Source organism: Collinsella sp. An7, from assembly GCF_002159335.1.
Lineage (GTDB): Bacteria > Actinomycetota > Coriobacteriia > Coriobacteriales > Coriobacteriaceae > Coprousia.
This window is the reverse complement of sequence record NZ_NFHP01000002.1, coordinates 276,145-297,923: the sequence shown is the minus strand read 5'-3', so window position 1 is coordinate 297,923 and position 21,779 is coordinate 276,145. Positions and strand designations below refer to the sequence as shown.

At 66.2% G+C, this 21,779-nt stretch carries 13 protein-coding genes; 12 read left to right on the top strand and 1 reads right to left on the bottom strand.

The genetic code is table 11. The annotated features are described in order from the left end of the window. Positions 1-39 precede the first annotated feature (39 nt). The 7 genes from B5G20_RS03460 (at position 40) to B5G20_RS03425 (ending at position 14,673) form a co-directional block, all read left to right on the top strand. Positions 40-1,368 carry an aminotransferase class V-fold PLP-dependent enzyme gene (locus tag B5G20_RS03460; protein ID WP_239286852.1) on the top strand — a complete coding sequence of 443 codons (1,329 nt, stop codon included), beginning with the start codon at positions 40-42 and terminating at the stop codon, positions 1,366-1,368. Between the two features lie 159 nt (positions 1,369-1,527). Continuing rightward, entirely contained in the window at positions 1,528-2,280 is a 753-nt protein-coding gene (locus B5G20_RS03455; RefSeq protein WP_239286851.1) for a TetR-like C-terminal domain-containing protein, read from the top strand. Next, on the top strand, positions 2,273-7,165 hold the full coding sequence (locus B5G20_RS03450) for a 2-hydroxyacyl-CoA dehydratase (protein WP_239286850.1): 4,893 nt from the start codon (positions 2,273-2,275) through the stop codon (positions 7,163-7,165). Before B5G20_RS03455 ends, B5G20_RS03450 begins: the two co-directional genes overlap by 8 nt. A 618-nt stretch (positions 7,166-7,783) precedes the next feature. After that, positions 7,784-8,860, top strand: coding sequence for a phenylalanine--tRNA ligase subunit alpha (gene pheS, locus B5G20_RS03445; protein WP_087355072.1), 1,077 nt, complete (start codon positions 7,784-7,786; stop codon positions 8,858-8,860). Between the two features lie 229 nt (positions 8,861-9,089). Next, a complete protein-coding gene (gene pheT, locus B5G20_RS03440) occupies positions 9,090-11,552 on the top strand; it encodes a phenylalanine--tRNA ligase subunit beta (RefSeq protein ID WP_087355070.1) in 2,463 nt (820 codons plus the stop codon). Between the two features lie 600 nt (positions 11,553-12,152). Next, complete coding sequence (locus B5G20_RS03435; RefSeq protein ID WP_087355068.1) at positions 12,153-12,986, top strand: hypothetical protein; 834 nt, start codon at positions 12,153-12,155, stop codon at positions 12,984-12,986. 523 nt (positions 12,987-13,509) lie between these two features. Further along, a complete protein-coding gene (locus B5G20_RS03425; RefSeq protein WP_239286849.1) occupies positions 13,510-14,673 on the top strand; it encodes a YitT family protein in 1,164 nt (387 codons plus the stop codon). A 141-nt stretch (positions 14,674-14,814) separates the two neighbouring features. Here the strand turns inward: B5G20_RS03425 and pyk are convergent, their stop codons facing one another. Next, positions 14,815-16,275, bottom strand: a complete 1,461-nt coding sequence (pyk, locus tag B5G20_RS03420; RefSeq protein ID WP_087355065.1) for a pyruvate kinase — start codon at positions 16,273-16,275, stop codon at positions 14,815-14,817. 322 nt (positions 16,276-16,597) lie between these two features. Between pyk and B5G20_RS03415 the strand changes: the two genes are divergently transcribed. The 5 genes from B5G20_RS03415 to B5G20_RS03395 all read left to right on the top strand — a co-directional run bounded on the left by B5G20_RS03415 (position 16,598) and on the right by B5G20_RS03395 (position 21,745). Further along, positions 16,598-19,282, top strand: a complete 2,685-nt coding sequence (locus tag B5G20_RS03415; protein ID WP_087355063.1) for a cation-translocating P-type ATPase — start codon at positions 16,598-16,600, stop codon at positions 19,280-19,282. A 330-nt stretch (positions 19,283-19,612) separates the two neighbouring features. Next, positions 19,613-20,173: an HAD hydrolase family protein gene (locus tag B5G20_RS10310; RefSeq protein WP_158094380.1), complete on the top strand. Its 561-nt coding sequence runs from the start codon at positions 19,613-19,615 to the stop codon at positions 20,171-20,173. Continuing rightward, positions 20,101-20,316 carry a PTS system mannose/fructose/sorbose family transporter subunit IID gene (locus tag B5G20_RS03405; RefSeq protein ID WP_087355059.1) on the top strand — a complete coding sequence of 72 codons (216 nt, stop codon included), beginning with the start codon at positions 20,101-20,103 and terminating at the stop codon, positions 20,314-20,316. The genes B5G20_RS10310 and B5G20_RS03405 overlap by 73 nt, the downstream gene beginning before the upstream one ends. A gap of 121 nt (positions 20,317-20,437) precedes the next feature. Further along, positions 20,438-20,938 (top strand): hypothetical protein, encoded by a 501-nt coding sequence (locus tag B5G20_RS03400; RefSeq protein ID WP_087355057.1) that lies wholly within the window; start codon positions 20,438-20,440, stop codon positions 20,936-20,938. Positions 20,939-21,130: 192 nt separating this feature from the next. Further along, the gene (locus B5G20_RS03395) at positions 21,131-21,745 is read left to right on the top strand and encodes a DUF1349 domain-containing protein (protein WP_087355055.1); all 615 of its coding nucleotides are present in this window, start codon (positions 21,131-21,133) and stop codon (positions 21,743-21,745) included. Positions 21,746-21,779 lie beyond the last annotated feature (34 nt).

Sequence of the window (21,779 nt, the reverse complement as noted above, 5' to 3'; positions counted from 1 at the left end):
GACCTCTTTGAGCGTAACCGTCGTCTTTCCGACGGCCCCGTGATCTCGGAGCCCTCCGATGAGGTGCTCGAGCGCGTCGCCGCGCAGGGCATTCCCGCCGAGGGACGCGGGCTCGAGGACGTGGTGCAGGAGATGGAGCGGGACGTCATCGGCTATGGCTACAACGCCGATCACGCGCGCTTCATGGGCTTTGTGCCGGGGCCGACGTCTGCGGTCTCGTGGCTCGGTGACATGATCGCCGCGGGTTACAACCGTCATGCGGGGAGCGTGGCCAACTACCCGGCGGGGTGCCGCGCCGAGCAGACGCTCCTGCGGTGGCTCTGCGACCGCGCGGGCTTTCCCGAGACGGCGACGGGCGTCTTTACTTCGGGTGGTTCGATGGCCAACTTTACGGCGGCGATTGCCGCGCGCGACGCCAAGCTCGCGCCCGAGCGCTGGGGGAGCGCGGTGGCCTACGTCTCGGAGCAGACGCACAGCTCGGCCGCCAAGGGCCTGCACATGATCGGTGTGCCGGCCGACCACATCCGCGTGATCGGGGTGGACGGGGGCTTTCGCATGCGCACCGACGAGCTCGAGCGCGTCATCGCTGCGGACGAGGCGGCGGGGCTCTCGCCCTTCCTCGTAATCGCAACGGCGGGCACCACCAACACCGGCTCCGTCGACCCGCTGCGCACGATCGCGGGCATCTGCCGCGCGCACAACCTGTGGATGCACGTGGACGGCGCCTTTGGGGCAAGCGTGCTCCTCACCCGCTTTCGCGACATGCTCGACGGCGTGGAGCTCGCCGACTTGCTCTCGTGGGACGCGCACAAGTGGCTCTTCCAGACCTACTCGTGCGGCATGGTGCTCGTGCGCGACGCGCGGACGCTGCTGGCGAGCTTCTCCACGCACCCCGAGTACCTTGCCGACCTTGAGCAGGGTGCGAGCGAGGGCGAAGCGCTTGCCAACCCCTGGGACCTGAGCCCCGAGCTCACCCGTCCCGCGCGCGGGCTTAAGCTGTGGTTTACGCTGCAGGTGATGGGCTCCGAGGGTATGGCGGCCGCGGTGGAGCACGGCTTTGACCTTGCGCGCTGGGCCGAGGACGAGCTGCGCCACACGTCCGATGCGCAGATCGTCACGCCGGCGCAGATGGCCATGGTGAACTTCCGGTTTGCGCCGGAGGGTCTGAGCGAGGAAGAGCTCGACGCGCTCAACCTGCGCGTCTCGCAGCGGATGCTCGAGAGCGGCTACGCGGGCGTCTTTACCACCGAGCTCGGCGGCAAGAAGGTGTTGCGCATCTGCGCCATCCACCCGCGCACCTCCGAGGAGGAGATGCGCGAGGTCATCCGGCGCCTCGCGGCGTATGCCACGGAGGAGGCCGCGCGCTAAACCACGCTGAGAGTGTGACAGTGGGGACAGGCTGCTTTGTCACGTGACAAAGCAACCTGTCCCCACTGTCACATTGTTGGGGTTCTGCGCAGATGCATATTCTTTCACGATGTGTGCAATAATGCACATGTCGTGAAAGAACGCAACCAAGGAGGGTCCTTGGCACCCGTCGCAACCATGCGCGCGGCCGCCCCGCCGCTCACCGTGGCCAAGCTCGACCGTCGCTCGGCACGCAGCCAGCGCCTGCTTCGCGCGGCGCTCGCTGGGCTCATCAACACCGGCGAGGATCTCACGCGCATCACCGTGGCCTCGCTCACCGAGCACGCGGGCCTTACGCGTCGCACCTTTTACACCCACTACCAGGACATCTCGGATTTTGTGGAGCAGACGGAGGCCGGTATTTTGGCCGAGATCCGCCGTCGCCTTGCCGCGCTCGCGGCAACCGACCTGGAGGGTCTCTACGAGAACATCGACGACCTCGAGCCGGCGCCCGGCTCGGTGGAGCTTCTCGCGTACCTTAAAGAGAACGGCGCGCTCATCGGCGCGCTGCTCGGCCCCTGCGGCGACCCGGCCTTTGGCCAGCGCATCATGGCCATCGCGCGCGAGACCGTGGCGAGCCGCATGAAGACCGGCATCTTTCCCGGGGTGCTCGGCACCTTCTTTGACTACTACCTGTCGTACGTGGTGGCGGCCGAGATGGGCATCATCGTGCGGTGGTTTGAGACGGGCCTTGCCGAGAGCCCCGAGACCATGGCGCGCATCATGACCGTTGTGGCGTTTGTGCGCCCCGGCGACCTCTATGGCAAGCCGATCGACATCAACGTGCCGGCGTACGGCATGAAGCTCTTGGGCCTCAACCTGCAGGGCCCGGCATCTGACGACACCCCGATCAAGGAGGATATCGATGGTTAAGATTCCGGTGACGGACCTTATGGACGAGCAGCCCCCCTGCCGCACCTGCGCAGCCGAGGAGACCTCGCAGACAGATAAAACGGCCACGGAGCCGAGTGAGGTGCTACCCGACCAGGCCGAAAAAGCAACCACGGAGACGGGTGCAGCTGATGCCCCAGGTTGCCCCGAAACGAGGGCGCCGCGTACTGAGGTACGCAAGCCCGAAGTTGAGGGGCAAGGTGCGGTGCTAGATGCGCCCGACCAGGTCAGTGTCCCCCAAGGTGCGATCTGGAATCCGGACAACGCTTACGGCACCCTCCACCTCGGCATCGACGTGGGGTCCACCACCGTCAAGCTCGCTGTGCTCAACGACGACAACCAGATCGTCTACGCCAAGTACCAGCGCCACCACACCGACGTGCGCGCCTGCGCCCGTGACCTCTTTGTCGGCGCGGCCGGGCTCCTCAAGAACACACCCATGACCTGCGCCATTACCGGCTCGGGCGGCCTTCTGCTCAGCCAGTGGCTGGGCCTCGAATTTGTGCAGGAGGTCATCGCGAGCAAGCGCGCCGTCGAGACGCTCATTCCCCAGACCGACGTCGCCATCGAGCTCGGCGGCGAGGACGCCAAGATCATCTACTTCGATCAGGGCATCGAGCAGCGCATGAACGGCACCTGCGCCGGCGGCACGGGCGCGTTCATCGATCAGATGGCCACGCTCCTGCACACCGACGCCTCGGGCCTCAACGACCTCGCCCGCCATGCCACGACCATCTACCCCATCGCGAGCCGCTGCGGGGTCTTTGCCAAGTCGGACGTGCAGCCGCTGCTCAACGAGGGTGCGGCGCCCGAGGACGTTGCCGCCTCGATCTTCCAGGCGGTCGTGACCCAGACCATCTCGGGCCTTGCGTGCGGTCGCCCCATCCGCGGCAACGTGGCCTTCCTGGGCGGCCCGCTCCAGTACCTCTCTGAGCTCCGCCACCGCTTCTACCTCACGCTCGACCTCGACGAGGAGCACCGCATCGTGCCCGAGAACGCCCATCTCTTTGTGGCGTCGGGCGCGGCCATGGCGCACGAGTCCAACAAACTCTCGACCTTCCCGGGGCTCATCCAGGCTATCGACGCCCTCGGCGATACGCAGGGCTCCGAGGTGGCGCGTCTGGACCCGCTCTTTGCAAGTGAGGAGGACTACCGCGCGTTCAAGACCCGTCACGACCAGGAGGTCGTGCCCCGCGGTGACGCAGCCACCTACACGGGCAAGCGCGTGTTCATCGGCATCGACGCCGGCTCCACGACCATGAAGGCCGCGATGGTGGGTGAGGACGGCCAGCTGCTGCACACCTGGTACGGCAACAACAACGGTGACATCCTCGGCACGGCCAAGATCATCATGGCCGACTTTTACGAGCACATCCCCGCGGGCGCCACGATCGGCCACGTAACTACCACCGGCTACGGCGAGGCCCTGCTCATCGAGGCCCTCAAGGCGGACTCCGGCGAGATCGAGACCGTCGCCCACCTGCGCGGCGCCAAGGCGTTTCTGCCCGGTGTGGAGTTCATCCTCGATATCGGTGGCCAGGACATGAAGTGCCTGCGCGTGCGCGACGGCGTGATCGAGCACATCATGCTCAACGAGGCGTGCTCGTCGGGCTGCGGCAGCTTTATCGAGAGCTTTGCCGTCTCGATGAACATGGACGTGCGCGCCTTTGCCGAGGAGGCCATTCGCGCCAAGAACCCCGTCGACCTGGGCAGCCGCTGCACCGTCTTTATGAACAGCCGCGTTAAGCAGGCCCAGAAAGAGGGCGCCACGGTGGGCGACATCGCGGCCGGCCTCTCGTACTCGGTCATCAAAAACGCGCTCTTCAAGGTCATCAAGCTGCGCGATCCCAAAGAGATCGGCACCAAGGTGATCGTGCAGGGCGGCACCTTCATGTCCGACGCGACGCTGCGCGCCTTTGAGCTCCTGACCGGTGTGAACGCCATCCGCCCGGACATCGCCGGCTGCATGGGCGCTTACGGAGCGGCGCTCCTCGCCCGCGACCGCGCCGGGGCCGAGGGCACCTCGACCATCCTCTCGGCCGCCGAGATCGCCGCGCTCACCGTGACGCAGAAGCACGCGCGCTGCGGCCGCTGCTCCAACAACTGCCTGCTCACCATCAACGACTTTGGCGGCGGGCGGCGCTTTATCACGGGCAACCGCTGCGAGAAGGGCGCGGGCAACCACGCCAAGAAGCAGGAGGTCCCCAACCTCTTTACCGAGAAGAACCGCCTGCTCTTCGACCGGCCGGTGCTCACGCCCGAGGACGCCCCGCGCGGCACCGTGGGCCTGCCCCGCGCGCTCAACATGTACGAGAACTACCCGTTCTGGCACGCGTTCTTTACGCACCTCGGGTTTGCCGTGGTGCTCTCGGACAACTCGAGCAAGAAGACCTACGAGGCGGGCATCGAGTCCATGCCCTCGGAGTCGGTATGCTACCCGGCCAAGCTCAGCCACGGGCACATCATGAACCTCATCGACAAGGACGTCGACTTTATCTGGATGCCGTGCATCCGCTGGGAGCGCAAGGAGGACCCGCAGGCGGGCAACTGCTACAACTGCCCGATTGTGATGAGCTACCCCACGGCGCTCGGCCTCAACATCGACGACATCGCGGCCAAGAACGTCGAGTTCATGTACCCCTTTGTGCCCTACCACGACAAGGTTGAGCTCAAGCGGCGCCTCTACGAGCTCATCGCCGTTGAGCGCGTGGCCGACGCCGAGGCCGGGCGCGGCCGGGTGCGCGGCGAGCGCATCACCCGCTCCGAGATCGACGCCGCGGTCAACGCTGCCTACGAGGCCGACGCGGCCTTCCACGAGAAGATCCAGGAGATGGGCGAGGAGGCCATTCACTGGATTGAGGAGCACGGCGGCCACGGCATCGTGCTCGCCGGGCGCCCCTACCACAACGACCCCGAGATCAACCACGCCCTGCCCGAGCTCATCACGAGCTTTGGCTTTGCGGTGCTCACCGAGGACTCGGTGGCGCACCTCGTCAAGCCCGACCGGCCCATCCGCGTCGTGGACCAGTGGATGTTCCACAGCCGCCTCTACCGCGCGGCCAAGCTGGTGACGCTGCGCAACGACCTCGACCTCATCCAGCTCAACTCGTTTGGCTGCGGCCTGGACGCGCTCACGACCGACCAGGTGCAGGAGATCCTCGAGGGCTCGGGCAAGATCTACACTGTGCTCAAGATCGACGAGGTCTCTAACCTGGGTGCGGCTCGCATCCGCATCCGCTCGCTCATGGCGGCCCTCAAAGATCAGGAGGCCGAGCGCGCCGCCGAGGCCGCGCGCACCGGCGGGACCTACGAGCAGGGCGACGCCGCCCCCGTGGCGCCGAGCGCGGACGCCCCGGCCTTTGCCACGCACAAGTATGCGCTCGCCGCGCAGCGCCGCGCCAACTCGGCCGCCTTTGAGAAGGTGCCCTTTACCGAGGAGATGCGCGAGGCGGGCTACACCATCCTCTGCCCGCAGATGGCGCCCATCCACTTTGACCTGGTCAAGGAGGTCATGAAGGCCGCGGGCTACAACTTTGAGCTTTTGCCCTCCACCGACCGCGGTGCCGTCGAGGCGGGCCTGCGCTACGTCAACAACGACATCTGCTACCCGTCGATCCTGGTGACGGGCCAGATCATGGAGGCCATCGAGAGCGGCCGCTACGACCTCTCCAAGACGGCCGTGATCATCAGCCAGACGGGCGGCGGCTGCCGCGCCACCAACTACATCGCGCTCATCCGCAAGGCGCTGCGCGAGTCGGGCCACCCCGAGATTCCCGTCATCTCGCTCTCGGCCGTTAAGCTCGACGAGCACAACCCTGGCTTCAAGCTGTCGCCGGGGCTCCTCAAGGCGGCTGTGTACTGCGTGCTCTTTGGCGATGTGATGATGCAGATGCTCTACCGCACGCGCCCCTACGAGGCCGAGCCGGGTGCGGCCAACGCGCTCTTTGACGAGTATATGGAGCGCGCCCGCAAGCTCGCGCCCAAGTTTACGCGCCGCACCTTCACCCGCCTTGCGCGCGAGGCCATCCGCGCCTTCGACACCATGCCGCTCGTGGGTGAGGGCACCAAGCCGCGCGTGGGCGTGGTGGGCGAGATCCTCGTCAAGTTCCACCCCACGGCCAACAACCACGTGGTCGACGTGATCGAGCACGAGGGCTGCGAGGCCGTGGTACCCGGGCTCCTGGACTTCTTCCTCTACTCCATGAGCAACGCCAAGGTGCAGAAGGACGAGCTCGGCAGCTCGGCGGCTTCGCGTGCGGCCATGGATGCGGTGATCGGCCTCGTGGACTGGATGCGCAAGCCCGTGGACGAGCTGCTGGAGAAGTCGACGCGCTTTGAGCGCCCCGAGCCCATCTCGGTCATGGCCGAGAAGGCCAACACGGTCCTCAGTCTCTGCAACAACATGGGCGAGGGGTGGCTGCTCACGGCCGAGATGCTCGACCTCATCGACCATGGCGCGCCCAACATCATCTGCACGCAGCCGTTTGCGTGCCTGCCCAACCACGTGGTGGGCAAGGCTGTGATCAAGGAACTCCGCCGGCTGCACCCCGAGAGCAACATCGTGGCCGTTGACTACGACCCGGGTGCCTCTGAGGTCAACCAGCTCAACCGCATCAAGCTCATGATCAGCGTGGCCAAGGAGAACATGCGCGCCGGCAAGGGCTTTAAGATGGAGAGCGTCAAGCCCCTTGCCATGGACGAGGTGGACCAGAAGTTCCGGCCCAACCACGAGGGCGACAGCGGACGTGCCGCCGCGAGCGCGAGCCCGGCGGGCGCGTGCGGGAGCTGCGGCGCCTTTGGCGAGGACGCCGTGGCGGCCGTGGCCGAGCGCCTGGGCGAGGGTGTCGGCGCCGGCGCGGCCAAGTAGCGCCGGTACCGTCTGGAACGGGTGCATCTGAGCGGGCATGGGGCGCGGTTGACGCCCCCGTGCCCGCTCGTCTGGTCAACTCAGGCCGGAAAACTGTGTAAGGAACGGGATATGCCGAGTAGAAGCCTCGGCCTGCGCAAAGAACGCGCGGGTCGGGGCTTTACCGGGTTTTGGACTACTTTGCCCACCGCGGTTCTTACACAGTTTTCCGGCTTGAGTTGACACTGCGGGTGCGTTTTGGTGCGCGTCCGACTCAGATGGAGCACCCCGGATGCCGCGCGCTGTGCTACCATACTGCCCAACGCGTTGACGGAGAGGGCTGCACCCGCCGCGTCGCCGCCAAGAGAGGGAGGGTCACCGGCTGAGAGCCCACCTGCGGAGGCAAGGATGCAGCGTTCACTCCCGAGCAGCGACCTGAACGGTCGGTCCCGTCGCCCGCGAGCGGCGGCCGGGCTCAGTAGGGGAGCCGCCCACCCGGGCGATACCGGGCAAGAGTGGGTCTGCGGGGAGAAATCCCGCAGGTCAAGCAAGGTGGTACCGCGGTTATTAGAGCCGTCCTTGGGATTGTCCCGGGGGCGGCTTTTTTCGTGCCGTCCCCACGTACGAGAAGGGGAGAGCATGGGTCTGATTGACGAGCTTAACGCATTGGAGGCGCGGGCGCACAACCTCATCGAGGGGGCGGGCGACGCCGCGGCGCTCGAGGCGGCGCGCGTGGCGCTGCTCGGCAAGAAGGGTGAGATTACCTCGGTCATGCACATGATGGGCAAGGTTGCCCCCGAGGAGCGGCCGGTGCTCGGCAAGCGCGCCAACGAGCTGCGCCGCATGGCCGAGAGCCTGCTCGAGCGCCGCGGCAAGGGCCTGCGCCGCGAGGCCATGGCGGCGCTCATCGGGGCCGAGGCCGTGGACGTGACGCTTCCCGGCGCGCGCCCCACGCTCGGCCACGAGCACCTCATCAACCAGATCCGCCACGAGATCGAGGACGTCTTCTGCGCCATCGGCTACACCGTGGAGGCCGGTCCCGAGGTCGAGACGAGCTGGTACAACTTCACCGCGCTCAACGCCCCCATGGATCATCCCAGCCGCTCGGCGCGCGACACCTTCTATGTGGTCGACAACGCGCCCGGCAGCGTGACGCACCCCGAGGAGCACGCCGCGGGCGAGTCCGACGTGCTGCTGCGCACCCAGACCTCCGGCACGCAGGTGCACATCATGGAGCATCAGAAGCCGCCCATCTACGCCATCGTGCCCGGCGCGGTCTACCGGCCCGACACGGCCGACGCCTGCCATCTGCCGCAGTTCCACCAGGTCGAGGGCCTTGTGGTGGACGAGGGCATCACCTTCGGCGATCTCAAGGGCACACTCGACTACTTCGCCCGCGCCATGTTTGGCCCGGAGCGCAAGACGCGCTACCGCCCGCACTTCTTCCCCTTCACCGAGCCCAGCTGCGAGCTCGACGTGTCGTGCCATGTGTGCGGCGGCAAGGGCTGCAGCTTCTGCAAGCACTCGGGCTGGATCGAGATTCTGGGCTGCGGCATGGTCGACCCCAACGTGCTCATCAACTGCGGCGTCGACCCGGAGCGCTACACCGGCTTTGCCTTTGGCATCGGTGTGGAGCGCGTCGCGGCTCTGCGCTACGACCTGCCCGACCTGCGGACGCTGATGACGGGAGATATGCGCTTTTTAGCGCAGTTCTAGGTTGACTGACCCGGCCGGCGTCCTCAAGCACGGCACCTCGGCGTTCACTCGTCGGTCGCCGCACGCAAAGCGTGCTCCCTCCTCGTTCACGCCGATTTGTCGCACTTGAGAACGCCGTAGATCTTGCTGGAGGAAAAGCTGGATGGGTCAAAACAACCCCGTCCCAAGATGACCCATGGGTCACATGGAACACGTCCCCAAATGACCCATTTGATAGAAAGAGTGCAGCATGAAGGTTTCATATAACTGGCTGAAAGACCTCATCGACGTGCCGGAATCGCCGGAGGAGCTCAGCCGCGAGTACATCCGCACCGGCACTGAGGTCGAGGCGATCGAGACCGTGGGCGATGCGTTCGACCACATCGTTACCGCGCAGGTGGTGAGCAAGGAGCCGCACCCCGACTCCGACCACATGTGGGTCACCCTGGTCGACGTCGGTCGTTTCAACCTCGGTGAGGACGGCGAGCCCGCGCCGCTGCAGATCGTCTGCGGCGCGCAGAACTTCAACGCCGGCGACCATATCGTCACCGCGCTCGTGGGGGCCGAGCTCCCCGGCGGCGTCAAGATCAAGAAGAGCAAGCTCCGCGGCGTTATGTCGTGCGGCATGAACTGCTCGGCCCGCGAGCTGGGGCTCGGCTCGGATCATTCTGGCATCATGATCCTGCCCGAGGACGCGCCGGTGGGCGTGCCGTTTGCCGACTACTACCAGACCGCCGACACGGTGCTCGACTGCGAGATCACCCCCAACCGCCCCGACTGCCTCTCGATGATGGGCATGGCGCAGGAGACCTCCGCCATCTTTGACCGCGACACGCACATCGAGCTGCCCCAGATCCTGCACGAGGACACCTCCGTGCACGTGGAGGACCTCGTTGAGGTGCGCATCGACGCCCCCGAGCTCTGCAGCCGCTACACGGCGCGCGTGGTGCGCGGCGTCAAGATCGGGCCCTCGCCCGACTGGCTCGCCGAGCGCGTCGCTGCCGCCGGTATGCGCCCCATCAACAACGTGGTCGATGTCACCAACTACGTCATGATGCTCACCGGCCAGCCGCTCCATGCCTTTGACCTCGGCAAGCTCTCTGAGCGCGACGGTCGTCGTCACGTGGTGGTGCGCGCGGCGCGCGAAGGCGAGCAGATCCAGACCCTCGACGGCCAGGACCGCACGCTCGAGCCCGACATGTGCGTCATCACCGACGACGGCGCGCGCCCCGTGTGCCTTGCCGGCGTGATGGGCTCGCTCGATTCCGAGATCGACGAGACCACCCACGACGTGCTCCTCGAGGCCGCGTGCTTTGACTCGAGCCACATCTCGCGCACGAGCCGCAACCTCTCGCTCATCTCCGAGGCGTCGATTCGCTACGAGCGCCAGGTCGACCGCACCCGCTGCCCGGAGGTCTCGTCCATTGCGGCGGCGCTCTTTGAGCAGTGCTGCGGCGCGACGGTGGTCTCGGGCGCCATCGACGTGTACCCGGTGCCCGTTGAGCCGCGCGTGATCGGCCTGCGTCCCGAGCGCGCCTGCGCCATCTCGGGCGTGGAGATCCCGACCGACTTCATGGTCGCACGCCTGCGCCGCCTCGGCTGCACCGTTGCCGAGGAGACGGACGGCACCCTCAGCGTGACGGTGCCCACCAACCGCCCCGATCTTGAGCGCGAGATCGACCTCATCGAGGAGATCCTGCGCCTGTGGGGCATGGACCGCGTGCCGGCGACCATCCCCGCTGCCCGCAACCACATCGGCGGTCTCACCCACGACCAGCGGCTCGTGCGCCGCGTGGGCGAGATCCTGCGCGCCTGCGGCCTCAACGAGACCATCTCCTACGCCTTTGCCGCACCGGGCGATCTGGAGCGCACGGGCATGACCGAGGAGGGTCGCGGCGTGCCGGTCAAGATCATGCGCCCGCTCGTGGCCGAGCAGTCCGAGATGCGCCGGACGCTTCTGCCCGGGCTTCTGATCTCGGTGGCCTATAACGAGGCGCACGGCAGCGAGAACGTGCACCTCTATGAGATGGGCACGCTCTTCCACGGGCGCGAGAACGCGAGCCTGCCCAAGGAGCGCCAGAGCGTGGCCGGTGTGCTCTCGGGCGCGTGGGGCGACGTTACGTGGAACCAGCCTCGCAAGCCGCTGCGCTTCTTTGACGGCAAGGGCGTCGTGGAGGAGCTTTTGGCGCAGCTTCGCGTGGAGAAGGTGCGCTTCCGTCCGGCGGAGGGCGAGGGCTACGCCTTCCTGCAGCCGGGCCGCGGCGCCGAGGTGCTCTCCGGCGGCACGGTGCTCGGCTGGGTGGGCGAGATTCACCCCGAGGTCCGCGAGCGTTACGACATCGCCCTGCCCGTGGTTGCCTTTGAGCTCTCGCTCGACGCGTTGCTGCGTGCCGCGCGCGACCAGGCGGCCTACCGCGGGTTCTCCACGTTCCCCTCGGTTGACGTCGACCTGGCCATCGTGGTGGACGAGTCGGTGACCTGCGAGACCCTCGTGCAGCGCCTGACCTCGGCGGGCGGCAAGCTTCTGCGCGACGTGCGGCTCTTTGACGTGTACCGCGACGCGGAGCGCGTGGGCGAGGGCAAGAAGTCGATGGCCTTTGCGCTGACCTATCGGGCCGACGACCACACCCTGACCTCGGAGGAGGTCGAGCGGGTGCACGGGAAGCTTGTGACGAAGGTGTGCAAGGCGGTCGGCGGCGAGGTGCGCGGCTAGGCTGCCCTTTGCTTGCACGATGGACTGACCAGACCGGTCGACGGTGCGCGGTATCCCGTTCGCTCGTGGTCCTCGGCGGCTCGCGCTCCCGCGCGAGCCGCCTGCGGGAAACTCGCTACCGGGATACCGCCCGCCGTCGGCGTCTGGCTACTCAGTTGAGCGCACGGGGTCGTAGCGTGCCCGGACCCCGGGGGCTGGCTTCGCGCCCCCTGCTGGGGGGAGGAAACAACGGGGAGGGGCTTGTGGTTGCTGCGGGCGTTGGCCTTGTTGCGCGTTGCACTTTGGGGCGCGGCGCGGTGCTTTCGGTTGGTGAGCTCCTTGCATCGCTCCTTACCTTCCCGCGACGCCAACCGACCCAAAACACACGTACAATAGCAACCAGAACTGGTTAATGCACGTCAGACCTACGGGCGCCGTGCACGCATGGCGCCCATGCAACATCTTTTCTTTACACCCGACCGTGCGACCACGTCGCGTCTCCGGTCTTGGAATCCCGCAGCGAGTTTCCCGCAGGTTCTTTTACGCAGGGCGCAAAAGAGCTGAGGGCGACGAGCGGAGGGATTCCAAGCCCGGAGACGTTCAGGAGAACGGGAGGCCCCTGTGCCGAGTTGGAACATCCATATCGCTCAGACCGAGCGGCTGCTCAACCGCGGGGGAGTCGTGGCGCAGACCGTGGTCGACCGCAACGCCTTCCTCTTTGGCAACCTCGTGCCCGACATCTACGTGGGCTATATGGTTCCGGGTATCGAGCATCCCATCGCCTACCGCGTGACCCACGTGGCGCGTCCCGAGCACATCCCCAAGCCGCGGGAGTGGGAGTTCTGGGACACCTATGTGGCGCCGCTCGCCCAGCGGCTCGGTATCTCGGCCGGCACGCGGCGCGAGGGTGCCGATCAGCCCATCCCTGTGGCGCTTCTCAGCGTGGAGCAGGACTATGTGAGCCGCCTGCATTATCCCCAGCGCTATGCCGAGGCGGAGCCGCCGGTGTGGCAGGCATGTGCGGCCGATGAGGACACCTCACCCGAGGCAGTGGACGCCTCCCGCTTTGACCTCGTGCTCGGTGCGTGGTCGCATCTGGTGGCCGATAACCTCTGGAACACGCGCGTCAACGAGTTCCTCGAGGCGCACGGCGGGCGTCCGAGCGAGTCGTTCCGCATCAAGAAGCAGGGGGACTTCGATCGCTTTGGCAAGGCGCTGCCGCTCGATATGGTTCCGCGCGCAACGAAGCGGCTCATCGCGGCCGCGGCGGCGTTTCCGCAGTATCCCATCGAGGAGCAACCCACACTCTTCTCCATCGGCGTGGCGCACGAGACCGTCCGCACCAACCACGGCGACCAGAACCCGCGCTACGAGCTCCTCACCACCGACTTTTTTGAGCATGTGTTTGCCGAGGCGCTCGATCGCACCGAGGAGCTGCTCGCCGCGCGCCTCTAGCCGCTGCGGTTATTGAGACCGTCAAGACAGGCGAGCCGCTGTTCGTTTGGCGTGCCGCCCGCCCTCCGCTCCCGCCTCTGACCCTGTCCCCGAGGGGCACCCGTCGTTCACTCAGCTTTTGTGCACATTGCTTTTGCCGTTCACTCACCCTTTGAGCAGAATTTGGCTGCATTTCGCACAAAGGATGAGTGAACAACAAAAGCCATTTGGAGGAGGGGGTCATTTCAAACGATGCGAAGAAGTCTGCGGTAGTTGCCCGGACGCTTACCGGAATGACGCCCCTGTGGCGCGCGGTCTGCGGTATCCTCGTCGTGGAACGAGACGGTCGCGAGGGGCTGCGCTTGCCTGGTCCGGCGCGCGGACTGGCCGGTGCGGCCCTGCGGATACGCTGAGCAGGGGGTTTGGTCGCATGGAGACGACGGGCCGGCAGGATGGGACGTCAGGGTCCGAGGGGTCTTTGACGGGCGGGGAAGAGGCTCCCGGCATGACGTCGGCCAATGCCTCCGGGCCCGAGAGGGCGCCGATGAGCGCTTTGGGCTCTGGCACACCGTCCGATGTGCCGGCGTCGGGCGCCTCTGCGTCCGCCTATGCGGCCGCAGAGTCCGCCGCCTCCGCATCGGCTGCGGCCCCCACCGCCGCCTCCGCGTCGGCTGCGGCCCCCACCGCCGCCTCGCCCAACACCCCCTCACCGCACCGGCACCCGCTCCACGGCGCCTACCGCTCGCGCCGGGGCTCGGGCCCCCGCCGTCGGCGCCGCATCAACTTCCGCGCGCCCATGCCGCGCCTGGACGTCTCCGCCGAGATGGAGCGCCTCCGTCGCTTCCGGCGCATCACGGTCGTGCGCCGGCTCTGGACGCTCACTTCGGTTATCGTCTCGGCGCTCCTCCAGGCCTACACCATCGCGGCCTTTGTGCGCCCCGCCGGGCTCCTCTCGAGCGGTTTTACCGGTCTCGCCCTGCTCATCGAGCGCATCACGGGGCTCTTTGGCGTGCACTTCTCCACGTCGCTCGGCATGATCGCCCTCAACATCCCCGTCGCCCTCATCTGCTGGCGGAGCATCAGCCGGCGCTTTGTGGTGTTCTCGCTTCTGCAGGTGGCGCTCTCGTCGTTCTTTTTGCACTTCTTTACCGGCACCCGGCCGCTCGTGGCCGACCTCATGCTCCAGGTGGTCTTTGGTGGCTTTCTGTACGGCTTCTCCATCGCGGTGGCGCTTAGGGCCGGTGCCTCCACGGCGGGGACGGACTTTATTTCGCTCATGGTCTCAAACCGCACGGGTCGGAGCATCTGGGGCATCATCTTTGCGGGGAACTGCGTGGTCCTCGGCATCTTTGGCGTGCTCTTTGGCTGGCGCGCCGCGGCCTATTCCATCATCTTCCAGTTCATCTCCACCAAGGCGATCGAGACCTTCTATCACCGCTACGATCGTCTGACCCTGCAGATCACCACCAAGCGGCCCGACGAGGTGCTCGGCGCCTACCACGAGGCGTTTCGGCACGGGTCGTCGTGCGCGGAGGTCATCGGCGGCTACAGCCGCGAGCGCTACTGGGTCATCACCACGGTCATCTCGTCGTACGAGCTCGATGACGTTCTGCACGTGGTGCGTGGGGAGGACGAGCGCGCCGTCGTCAACACCATGCGCACGGAGAACTTCTACGGCGGCTTCTACCGCGGCCCGCTCGATGCCTAGGCGCAGCGCTGCCTGCGCAGGCATGCGGCATCGGCCTCCCGGCCCCCGCGACACAAAAAAGCCGCCGGGCGCAAACCCGGCGGCCTGTACAGCTAGCAAGTCGGCCAAGCTGCCTCGCGGCAACCTCTGTCCGCGTGTGCCTTAGTGCACCTGCACCACGTAGGCCACGTTGGTGGAGGTTACCTTGTCGGCCAGGGCAACGGAGGTCTTGGGGTCGCCCACGGTCACCACGGCGAGGTCGTTCTTCTCCACGCAACCGCAGTCCTTGGCGGCCTGGATGGCCTTCTGAACGGTCTCGTCCACGGTGCCCTGGGTGATGGCGGCATAGTGCGGCTCAACGCCCCAGTACATGATCATCTTCTGGACGGCCCACTTGTGACGCGAGAACGCCACGACCGGGGTCTTGGGGTGGAAGTGCGAAATCAGGCGCGCGGAGCGGCCCGTGGTGGTCGGGACGATGATCGCCTTGGCGTCGATGGTGGTGGCCATGTTCACGGCGGAGAGACCCACGACGTTGTTGATCACGCGGGTGCCGTGGCTGCCAGCCGGGACCTCGAGCGGACCGTGCTCAGCGATGTGGCGCTCGGTCTCGTGAGCGATGGAGGCCTGCATGCGCACAGCCTCGACCGGGTACTTACCGGCCGCGGTCTCGCCGGAGAGCATCACGGCGTCGGTGCCGTCGTAGATGGCGTTGGCCACGTCGGCAACCTCGGCGCGGGTCGGGCGCGGGTTGCGGATCATGGAGTCGAGCATCTGGGTGGCGGTGATGACGGGCTTGTAGGCCGCATTGCACTTGGCGATGATCGTCTTCTGGATGTGCGGCACGAGCTCGGGCTGGATCTCGATACCGAGGTCGCCGCGCGCCACCATCACGCCCTGGGAGGCCTTGAGGATGTCATCGAAGTTCTTAACGCCGAGAGCGCACTCGATCTTGGGGAAGATGCCGACGTTCTCGCCGCCGTTCTCGTCGCAGAGCTGGCGAATCTCGCGCACGGCGTTGCCGTCGCGGATGAAGGAGGCCGCGATGTAGTCGATGCCCTCCTTAAGACCAAAGAGGATGTCCTCACGGTCGCGCTCGGTGATCGCGGGGAGGCCGATCTCGACGTTGGGGACGTTGACGCCCTTGCGCTCGCCGATCTCGCCGCCGTTCTCGACGGTGCAGTGGATGTCCTGGCCGTCGATGGAGTCAACCACGAGGCCGATGAGGCCGTCGTCGATCAGGATCTTGGAACCGACCTTGACCTCGCGGGGCAGGTCGAGGTAGTCGAGGGAGATGTGGCTCGCGTTGCCGAGGCGGTCCTCGCTGGTGGGCTCGGCGGTCACGACGATCTTGTCGCCGGCGGCCACGGTGATCTTCTTGTGGTCCTCAAGAAGACCGGTGCGGATCTCGGGGCCCTTGGTGTCGAGCAGGATGCCGATGGGGGTGTCGAGCTCCTCAGCGATGCGCTTGACGCGCTCAATGCGGCCGTGGTGCTCCTCGTACGAACCGTGGCTGAAGTTAAAGCGCGCCACGTTCATGCCGGCCTTGATCATCTCGCGGATGGTGTCGTCGTTGTCGCACGCCGGACCCATCGTACAAACGATCTTGGTGTGTTTGTACATGCGAACCTCCTTGGTTCTACGTCGCCTTACGTCTCATCTGAATCCGCGCGTCATTATAGCGTCAACAAAAAACCGATAACCGAGAAATTTCTACCGCACGCCGATTTTGGAAGATTTTTCCATTAACTAAGTCTTAAGAGGGGCCTGCGTCTTGAATTGCCACCCGCGGCGGAGCACGCCCCCAATTTGCGCTATCATGGTCGCTATTGTCAGCTGCCTCTCGGCATGGCAGCCTTGACGAGCCCTTGCCCCGACCCCTGGGGAATTATGATCGGGCGTCAATCTGCCGAGCGGCTTGATGCACCCAGGAGGGGTCGAACGTATGTCAAAGGAATACTTGGCTTCGGCTGAGGAGGTGCTTGCGGAGCAATCTGTGGGCGCCGAGATGGGTCTTAGCTCCGCGGAGGCGGCGTCGCGCCTGGCGGCCGTGGGTCCCAACAAGCTCAAGGAGGAGGAGAAGACGCCGCTGTGGAAGCGGTTCTTTGAGCAGATGGCCGACCCGATGGTCATCATGCTCATCGTGGCGGCGGCTATCTCGGCCATCACGGGCACCATCCAGGGCGAGCCCGAGTGGGCCGATGTCATCATCATCCTGGCCGTCGTTATCATCAACTCGGTGCTCGGTGTGGTGCAGGAGGCCAAGAGCGAGCAGGCTCTCGAGGCCCTGCAGCAGATGAGCGCCGCGCAGTCCAAGGTGATCCGCGACGGCAAGCTCGTGCACCTGCCCTCGTCTGAGCTCGTGCCCGGCGACATCGTGGTGCTCGAGGCGGGCGACTCGGTGCCGGCCGACTGCCGCGTGCTCGAGAGCGCCAGCATGAAGATCGAGGAGGCCGCCCTCACCGGCGAGTCCGTGCCGGTGGAGAAGCACGTGCAGGCCATCGAGCTTTCCCCCGACTCCGACGACGTGCCGCTCGGCGACCGCAAGAACATGTGCTACATGGGCTCCACCGTGGTGTACGGACGCGGTATGGCCGTGGTGGTCGCGACCGGCATGAAGACCGAGATGGGCAAGATCGCCGACGCCCTCACCACCGCCAAGAAGGAGCTCACGCCGCTGCAGATCAAGCTCAACGAGCTCTCGGGTATCCTCACCAAGCTCGTGCTCGGCATCTGCGTGGTCATCTTTGCCGTCGACCTCATCCGCCACGGCAGCGAGCTCGGCCAGAACCCCGAGATGATCCTCGACACCTTTATGGTCGCCGTGTCGCTCGCCGTCGCCGCCATCCCCGAGGGCCTCGTGGCCGTGGTCACGATCGTGCTCTCGATGGGCGTCACCAAGATGGCCAAGCGTCAGGCCATCATCCGCAAGATGACGGCGGTCGAGACCCTCGGCTGCACGACCGTCATCTGCTCGGACAAGACCGGCACTCTCACCCAGAACAAGATGACCGTGGTCAAGCACGTGCTCGCTGCGCCCGAGGAGAAGTTCCTCGCCGGCATGGCGCTCTGCTCCGACGCCAAGTGGGACGAGGAGGCCGGCGAGGCCCAGGGCGAGCCCACCGAGTGCGCGCTCGTTAACGACGCCGCCAAGGCCGGCATGAAAGGGCTCGAGGTCGAGCACCCGCGTGTGGGCGAGGCGCCCTTTGACTCGAGCCGCAAGATGATGTCGGTTGTTGTGGAAGAGGCCGACGGCACCTTTGAGCAGTACACCAAGGGCGCGCCCGACGTGGTGCTCGACCTGTGCACGCAGATCTACGACGGCGATGCGATTGTCCCGCTCACGGCCGAGCGCAAGGCCGAGCTCCTGGCCGCCAACAAGGCCATGGCCGATGAGGCCCTGCGCGTGCTGGCGCTCGCGAGCCGCACCTGGGACGAGGTGCCCGCCGACTGCAGCCCTGAGGCGCTCGAGCACGACCTCGTGTTCTGCGGTCTCTCCGGCATGATCGACCCCGAGCGCCCCGAGGTGGCACCCGCCATCGCCGAGGCCCGCGAGGCCGGCATCCGCCCGGTCATGATCACGGGCGACCACATCGATACCGCCGTGGCCATCGCCAAGAACCTCGGCATCCTCGAGGGCGACGGCGCGGGCCACGCCATCACCGGCGCCGAGCTCGACAAGATCTCCGACGAGGACTTCCACGAGAAGGTCACCGAGTACAGCGTCTATGCGCGCGTCCAGCCCGAGCACAAGGCGCGCATCGTCGACGCTTGGAAGAGCCGCGGCAACATCGTCGCCATGACGGGCGACGGCGTTAACGACGCGCCCTCCATCAAGCGCGCCGACATCGGCGTCGGCATGGGTATCACCGGTACCGACGTCACCAAGAACGTGGCCGACATGGTGCTCGCCGACGACAACTTCGCCACCATCATCAACGCGGTGGAAGAGGGTCGTCGCATCTACGACAACATTCGCAAGGTCATCCAGTTCCTGCTCTCGGCCAACATCGCCGAGGTGCTCTCGGTCTTTGTGGCCACGCTCGTGGGCTTTACCATCTTCCAGCCGGTGCAGCTGCTGTGGATCAACCTCGTGACGGACTGCTTCCCGGCGCTTGCGCTCGGTATGGAAGGCGCCGAGGGCGACATCATGAAGCGCAAGCCGCGTAACGCCAAGGACGGCGTCTTCGCTGGCGGCATGGGCCTCGATATCGTGGTGCAGGGCATCATCATCACCGCGCTTGTGCTCGCGAGCTTCTTTGTGGGCGTGTACTTCGACATGGGCTATATCAACATCGCCGACATGATTGCCGGTACCGCCGACGAAGAGGGTGTGACCATGGCGTTTATTACGCTTTCCATGGTCGAGATCTTCCACTGCTTTAACATGCGCAGCCGCCGTCAGTCGCTCTTCACCATGAAGAAGCAGAACATGTGGCTCTGGGGTGCCGCGGTGCTCGCGCTCATCCTGACGGTCATCGTGGTCGAGGTGCCGTTCTTGGCCGAGATGTTCGGCTTCATGGAGCTGCCGCCGGTGGCGCTTGCCTCTGCACTGGGTCTTGCGTTCCTCATCATCCCGCTCATGGAGGTCTACAAGGCCATCATGCGTTCGGTGGAGAAGGACGCGTAAGGGCGCGCTACACGCTTCGACCTGACCGGGCCGGGCGCAACCCCTTCGGGTGTGGTCCTCGCCGCTTTGCGGCTGCGGGAAACACCCTCCGGGGTTGCGCCCGGCCCTTTGTTATGCGGAGCCGTTGGCATAAATCGGAGCCAGGCTCAGGACGTGCGGACTTGTTGGCTATGCGAGGCCGTTCGGGGAGGAGAGCTCGTAACTGTTGCGGTCTCCGGGGGCGAGGGTGACGGTGAGTTCGAAGGGGCGCTCGTTGGCGTCGTAGGTGACGCGCGTGATGCGGAAGGCGGGGGCGCCGGCGTCGAGGCCGAAGAGCGCCGCCTGCCGTTCGTGATCGTCACGGCGCGCGGTATCACAGGTACCTACCCCATGCTCGAGCAGAACGACATCGCGTGCCCGGTGGTCACCTACAGCGGCGGCGTTGTCCTGGACCGGGACCGCTCCGTTGTCTACCATCACGGCTTTAGCAAAAAGACCGCGCAGGACGTGGTCGAGTTCATCGAGCGGCGGGGGTTCGACCTCACGTGGAGCGCCTACGCCTTCGAGGACTGGGTCTCGCCGCGCAAGGACGACGAGCGCCTCAGAAACGAGGAGCGCATCGTGATGGCCGAGGCGCGCGAGGGCGACATCGCGTCCATCGCGCACGACGAGGTGCAGAAGCTCCTGCTCATCTGCGATCCCGCCCAGACGGTGGGCATCGAGGGCGAGCTGCGCGGGCGCTTTCCTGAGCTCGCCGTCATGCGCTCCTCGAACATCCTCATCGAGGTGATGCCGCGGGGCACCAACAAGGCTCACGCGGTGCGCGCCCTCTGTGAGCTGTGGGGCGCGGACCCGGCGGCGGCACGCTCCAGGGCACGCTCGACGGCATCTTCCCCAAGCTGCTGCCCCTGATCTTCACCCTGCTGTGCTGGTGGCTCATGTCCAAGAAGAAGGTCAGCCCCATCATCACGATGCTCATCCTGCTTGTGGTCGCCTTCGTGGGCTCGGTGATCGGCTTCTTCGGCGCGGCGACCATCGCAACGGCCGGGGCGTAACGCAAGGCGCTGCCGTGCTTTCGTGATCGCATCGAGGGGCTGCGGGCGCTCTGTTCCGCAGCCCCTTCCTTGTTTTACGTGTATCGTTTCATTATCGGTTTCCCGCGTGAGGAGACGCATCATGGCCAAGCTCAACCCCCTCGACACCTCCCGCTGGACGCGCGACGACTTCATTCGCGAGGCGCGCCTGCAGACCGATGCCATCCAGCGGCTGAACGTGTGGCTGCGCCTGGGGTACTCTCTCGTGGCGGTCGGCTTCCTGCTGGGTTACGGCGGGTTCTACGGCGGCTTTGGCGCCGGGTGGGGCATCGTGGGCGTGGTGGCGCTCGTGCTGGGTGCGCTCATGTCCGTGGTGCTCAAGGTGGGGACCACCAACGCCAAGAAGAACGTCGAGGCGCTCATGGGCGAGGCGGGCGTAAATCTCGAGGAGCTCAACCGCCAAAAGCGCGCCGAGGCCGCCGTCGAGGGCAAGAAGAGGGCCGAGGCGCACGCAGGCAAGGTGAGCCGCAAGATGGACGGGTTCACGAAGGCGGGGGAGGAGTTCTCCGGCGAGGTGCGCGGGATGCGCGCCCGGCAGGCCGAGGAGGCGCCGGCGAAAAAGTGGCCGCACAAGAAGCGCTAAAGCGGTTCTCTGGCGATGCCTCGCTGTGCGGGTTCCCGGCCGCTCGGCGCCAGCACATTGGTTACGCCCGGGGGGCGACGAATCGTATTACCATTGCCGTAGTGCACGTGTGACGAGCGCATGGACGGATGGGGGCGCTGCGAGCCCCGGCCCGCTGTGCGGCGGCTGCGAGAGAGGGGATGTGCGATCGATATGACGGTTGACTGGAAGACGATGACGTGGACGCGCGAGCCGCGCTCTTGGGAGGTCGCGGACGGCGCACTCGCCATCACCACGGAGCCCGGGACCGACCTGTGGCAGCGCACCTACTATCACTTTCGCAACGACAACGCGCCGGTGCTGCAGCTCGAGATTGCCGAGCGCTTTTTCTCGTTCGTCGTGCGCACGGATTTCTCCGACGCGCACCATCGCTTCGACCAGTGCGGTGTCGCGCTCTACCTTGACGCCGAGAACTGGATCAAGGCATCGGTTGAGTACGAGAACGAGGAGTACCAGCACCTGGGGAGCGTCGTTACCAACCATGGATGGTCCGACTGGGCGACGACCGAGATTCCCGCGTCTACGCGCCAGATGTGGTATCGCCTGAGCCGCCGCGAGGACGACTTTCGCATCGAGTGCTCCGGCGACGGCGCAAGCTGGCAGCAGATGCGCATCTGCCATCTGCACGAGGCTGCGGGCGCGGTGCGCGTGGGCGTGTACGCGGCATCGCCGGAAGACTCGTCGTTCACGGCGCGGTTCAGCGACATCTCGCTCGGCCCCTGCGAATGGGCGGCGCACGACGGCCAGGCGCCCGACGAGGACTGCTGAGACGGGCATCCGGCGAGAGATTGCGGGCCGGCGG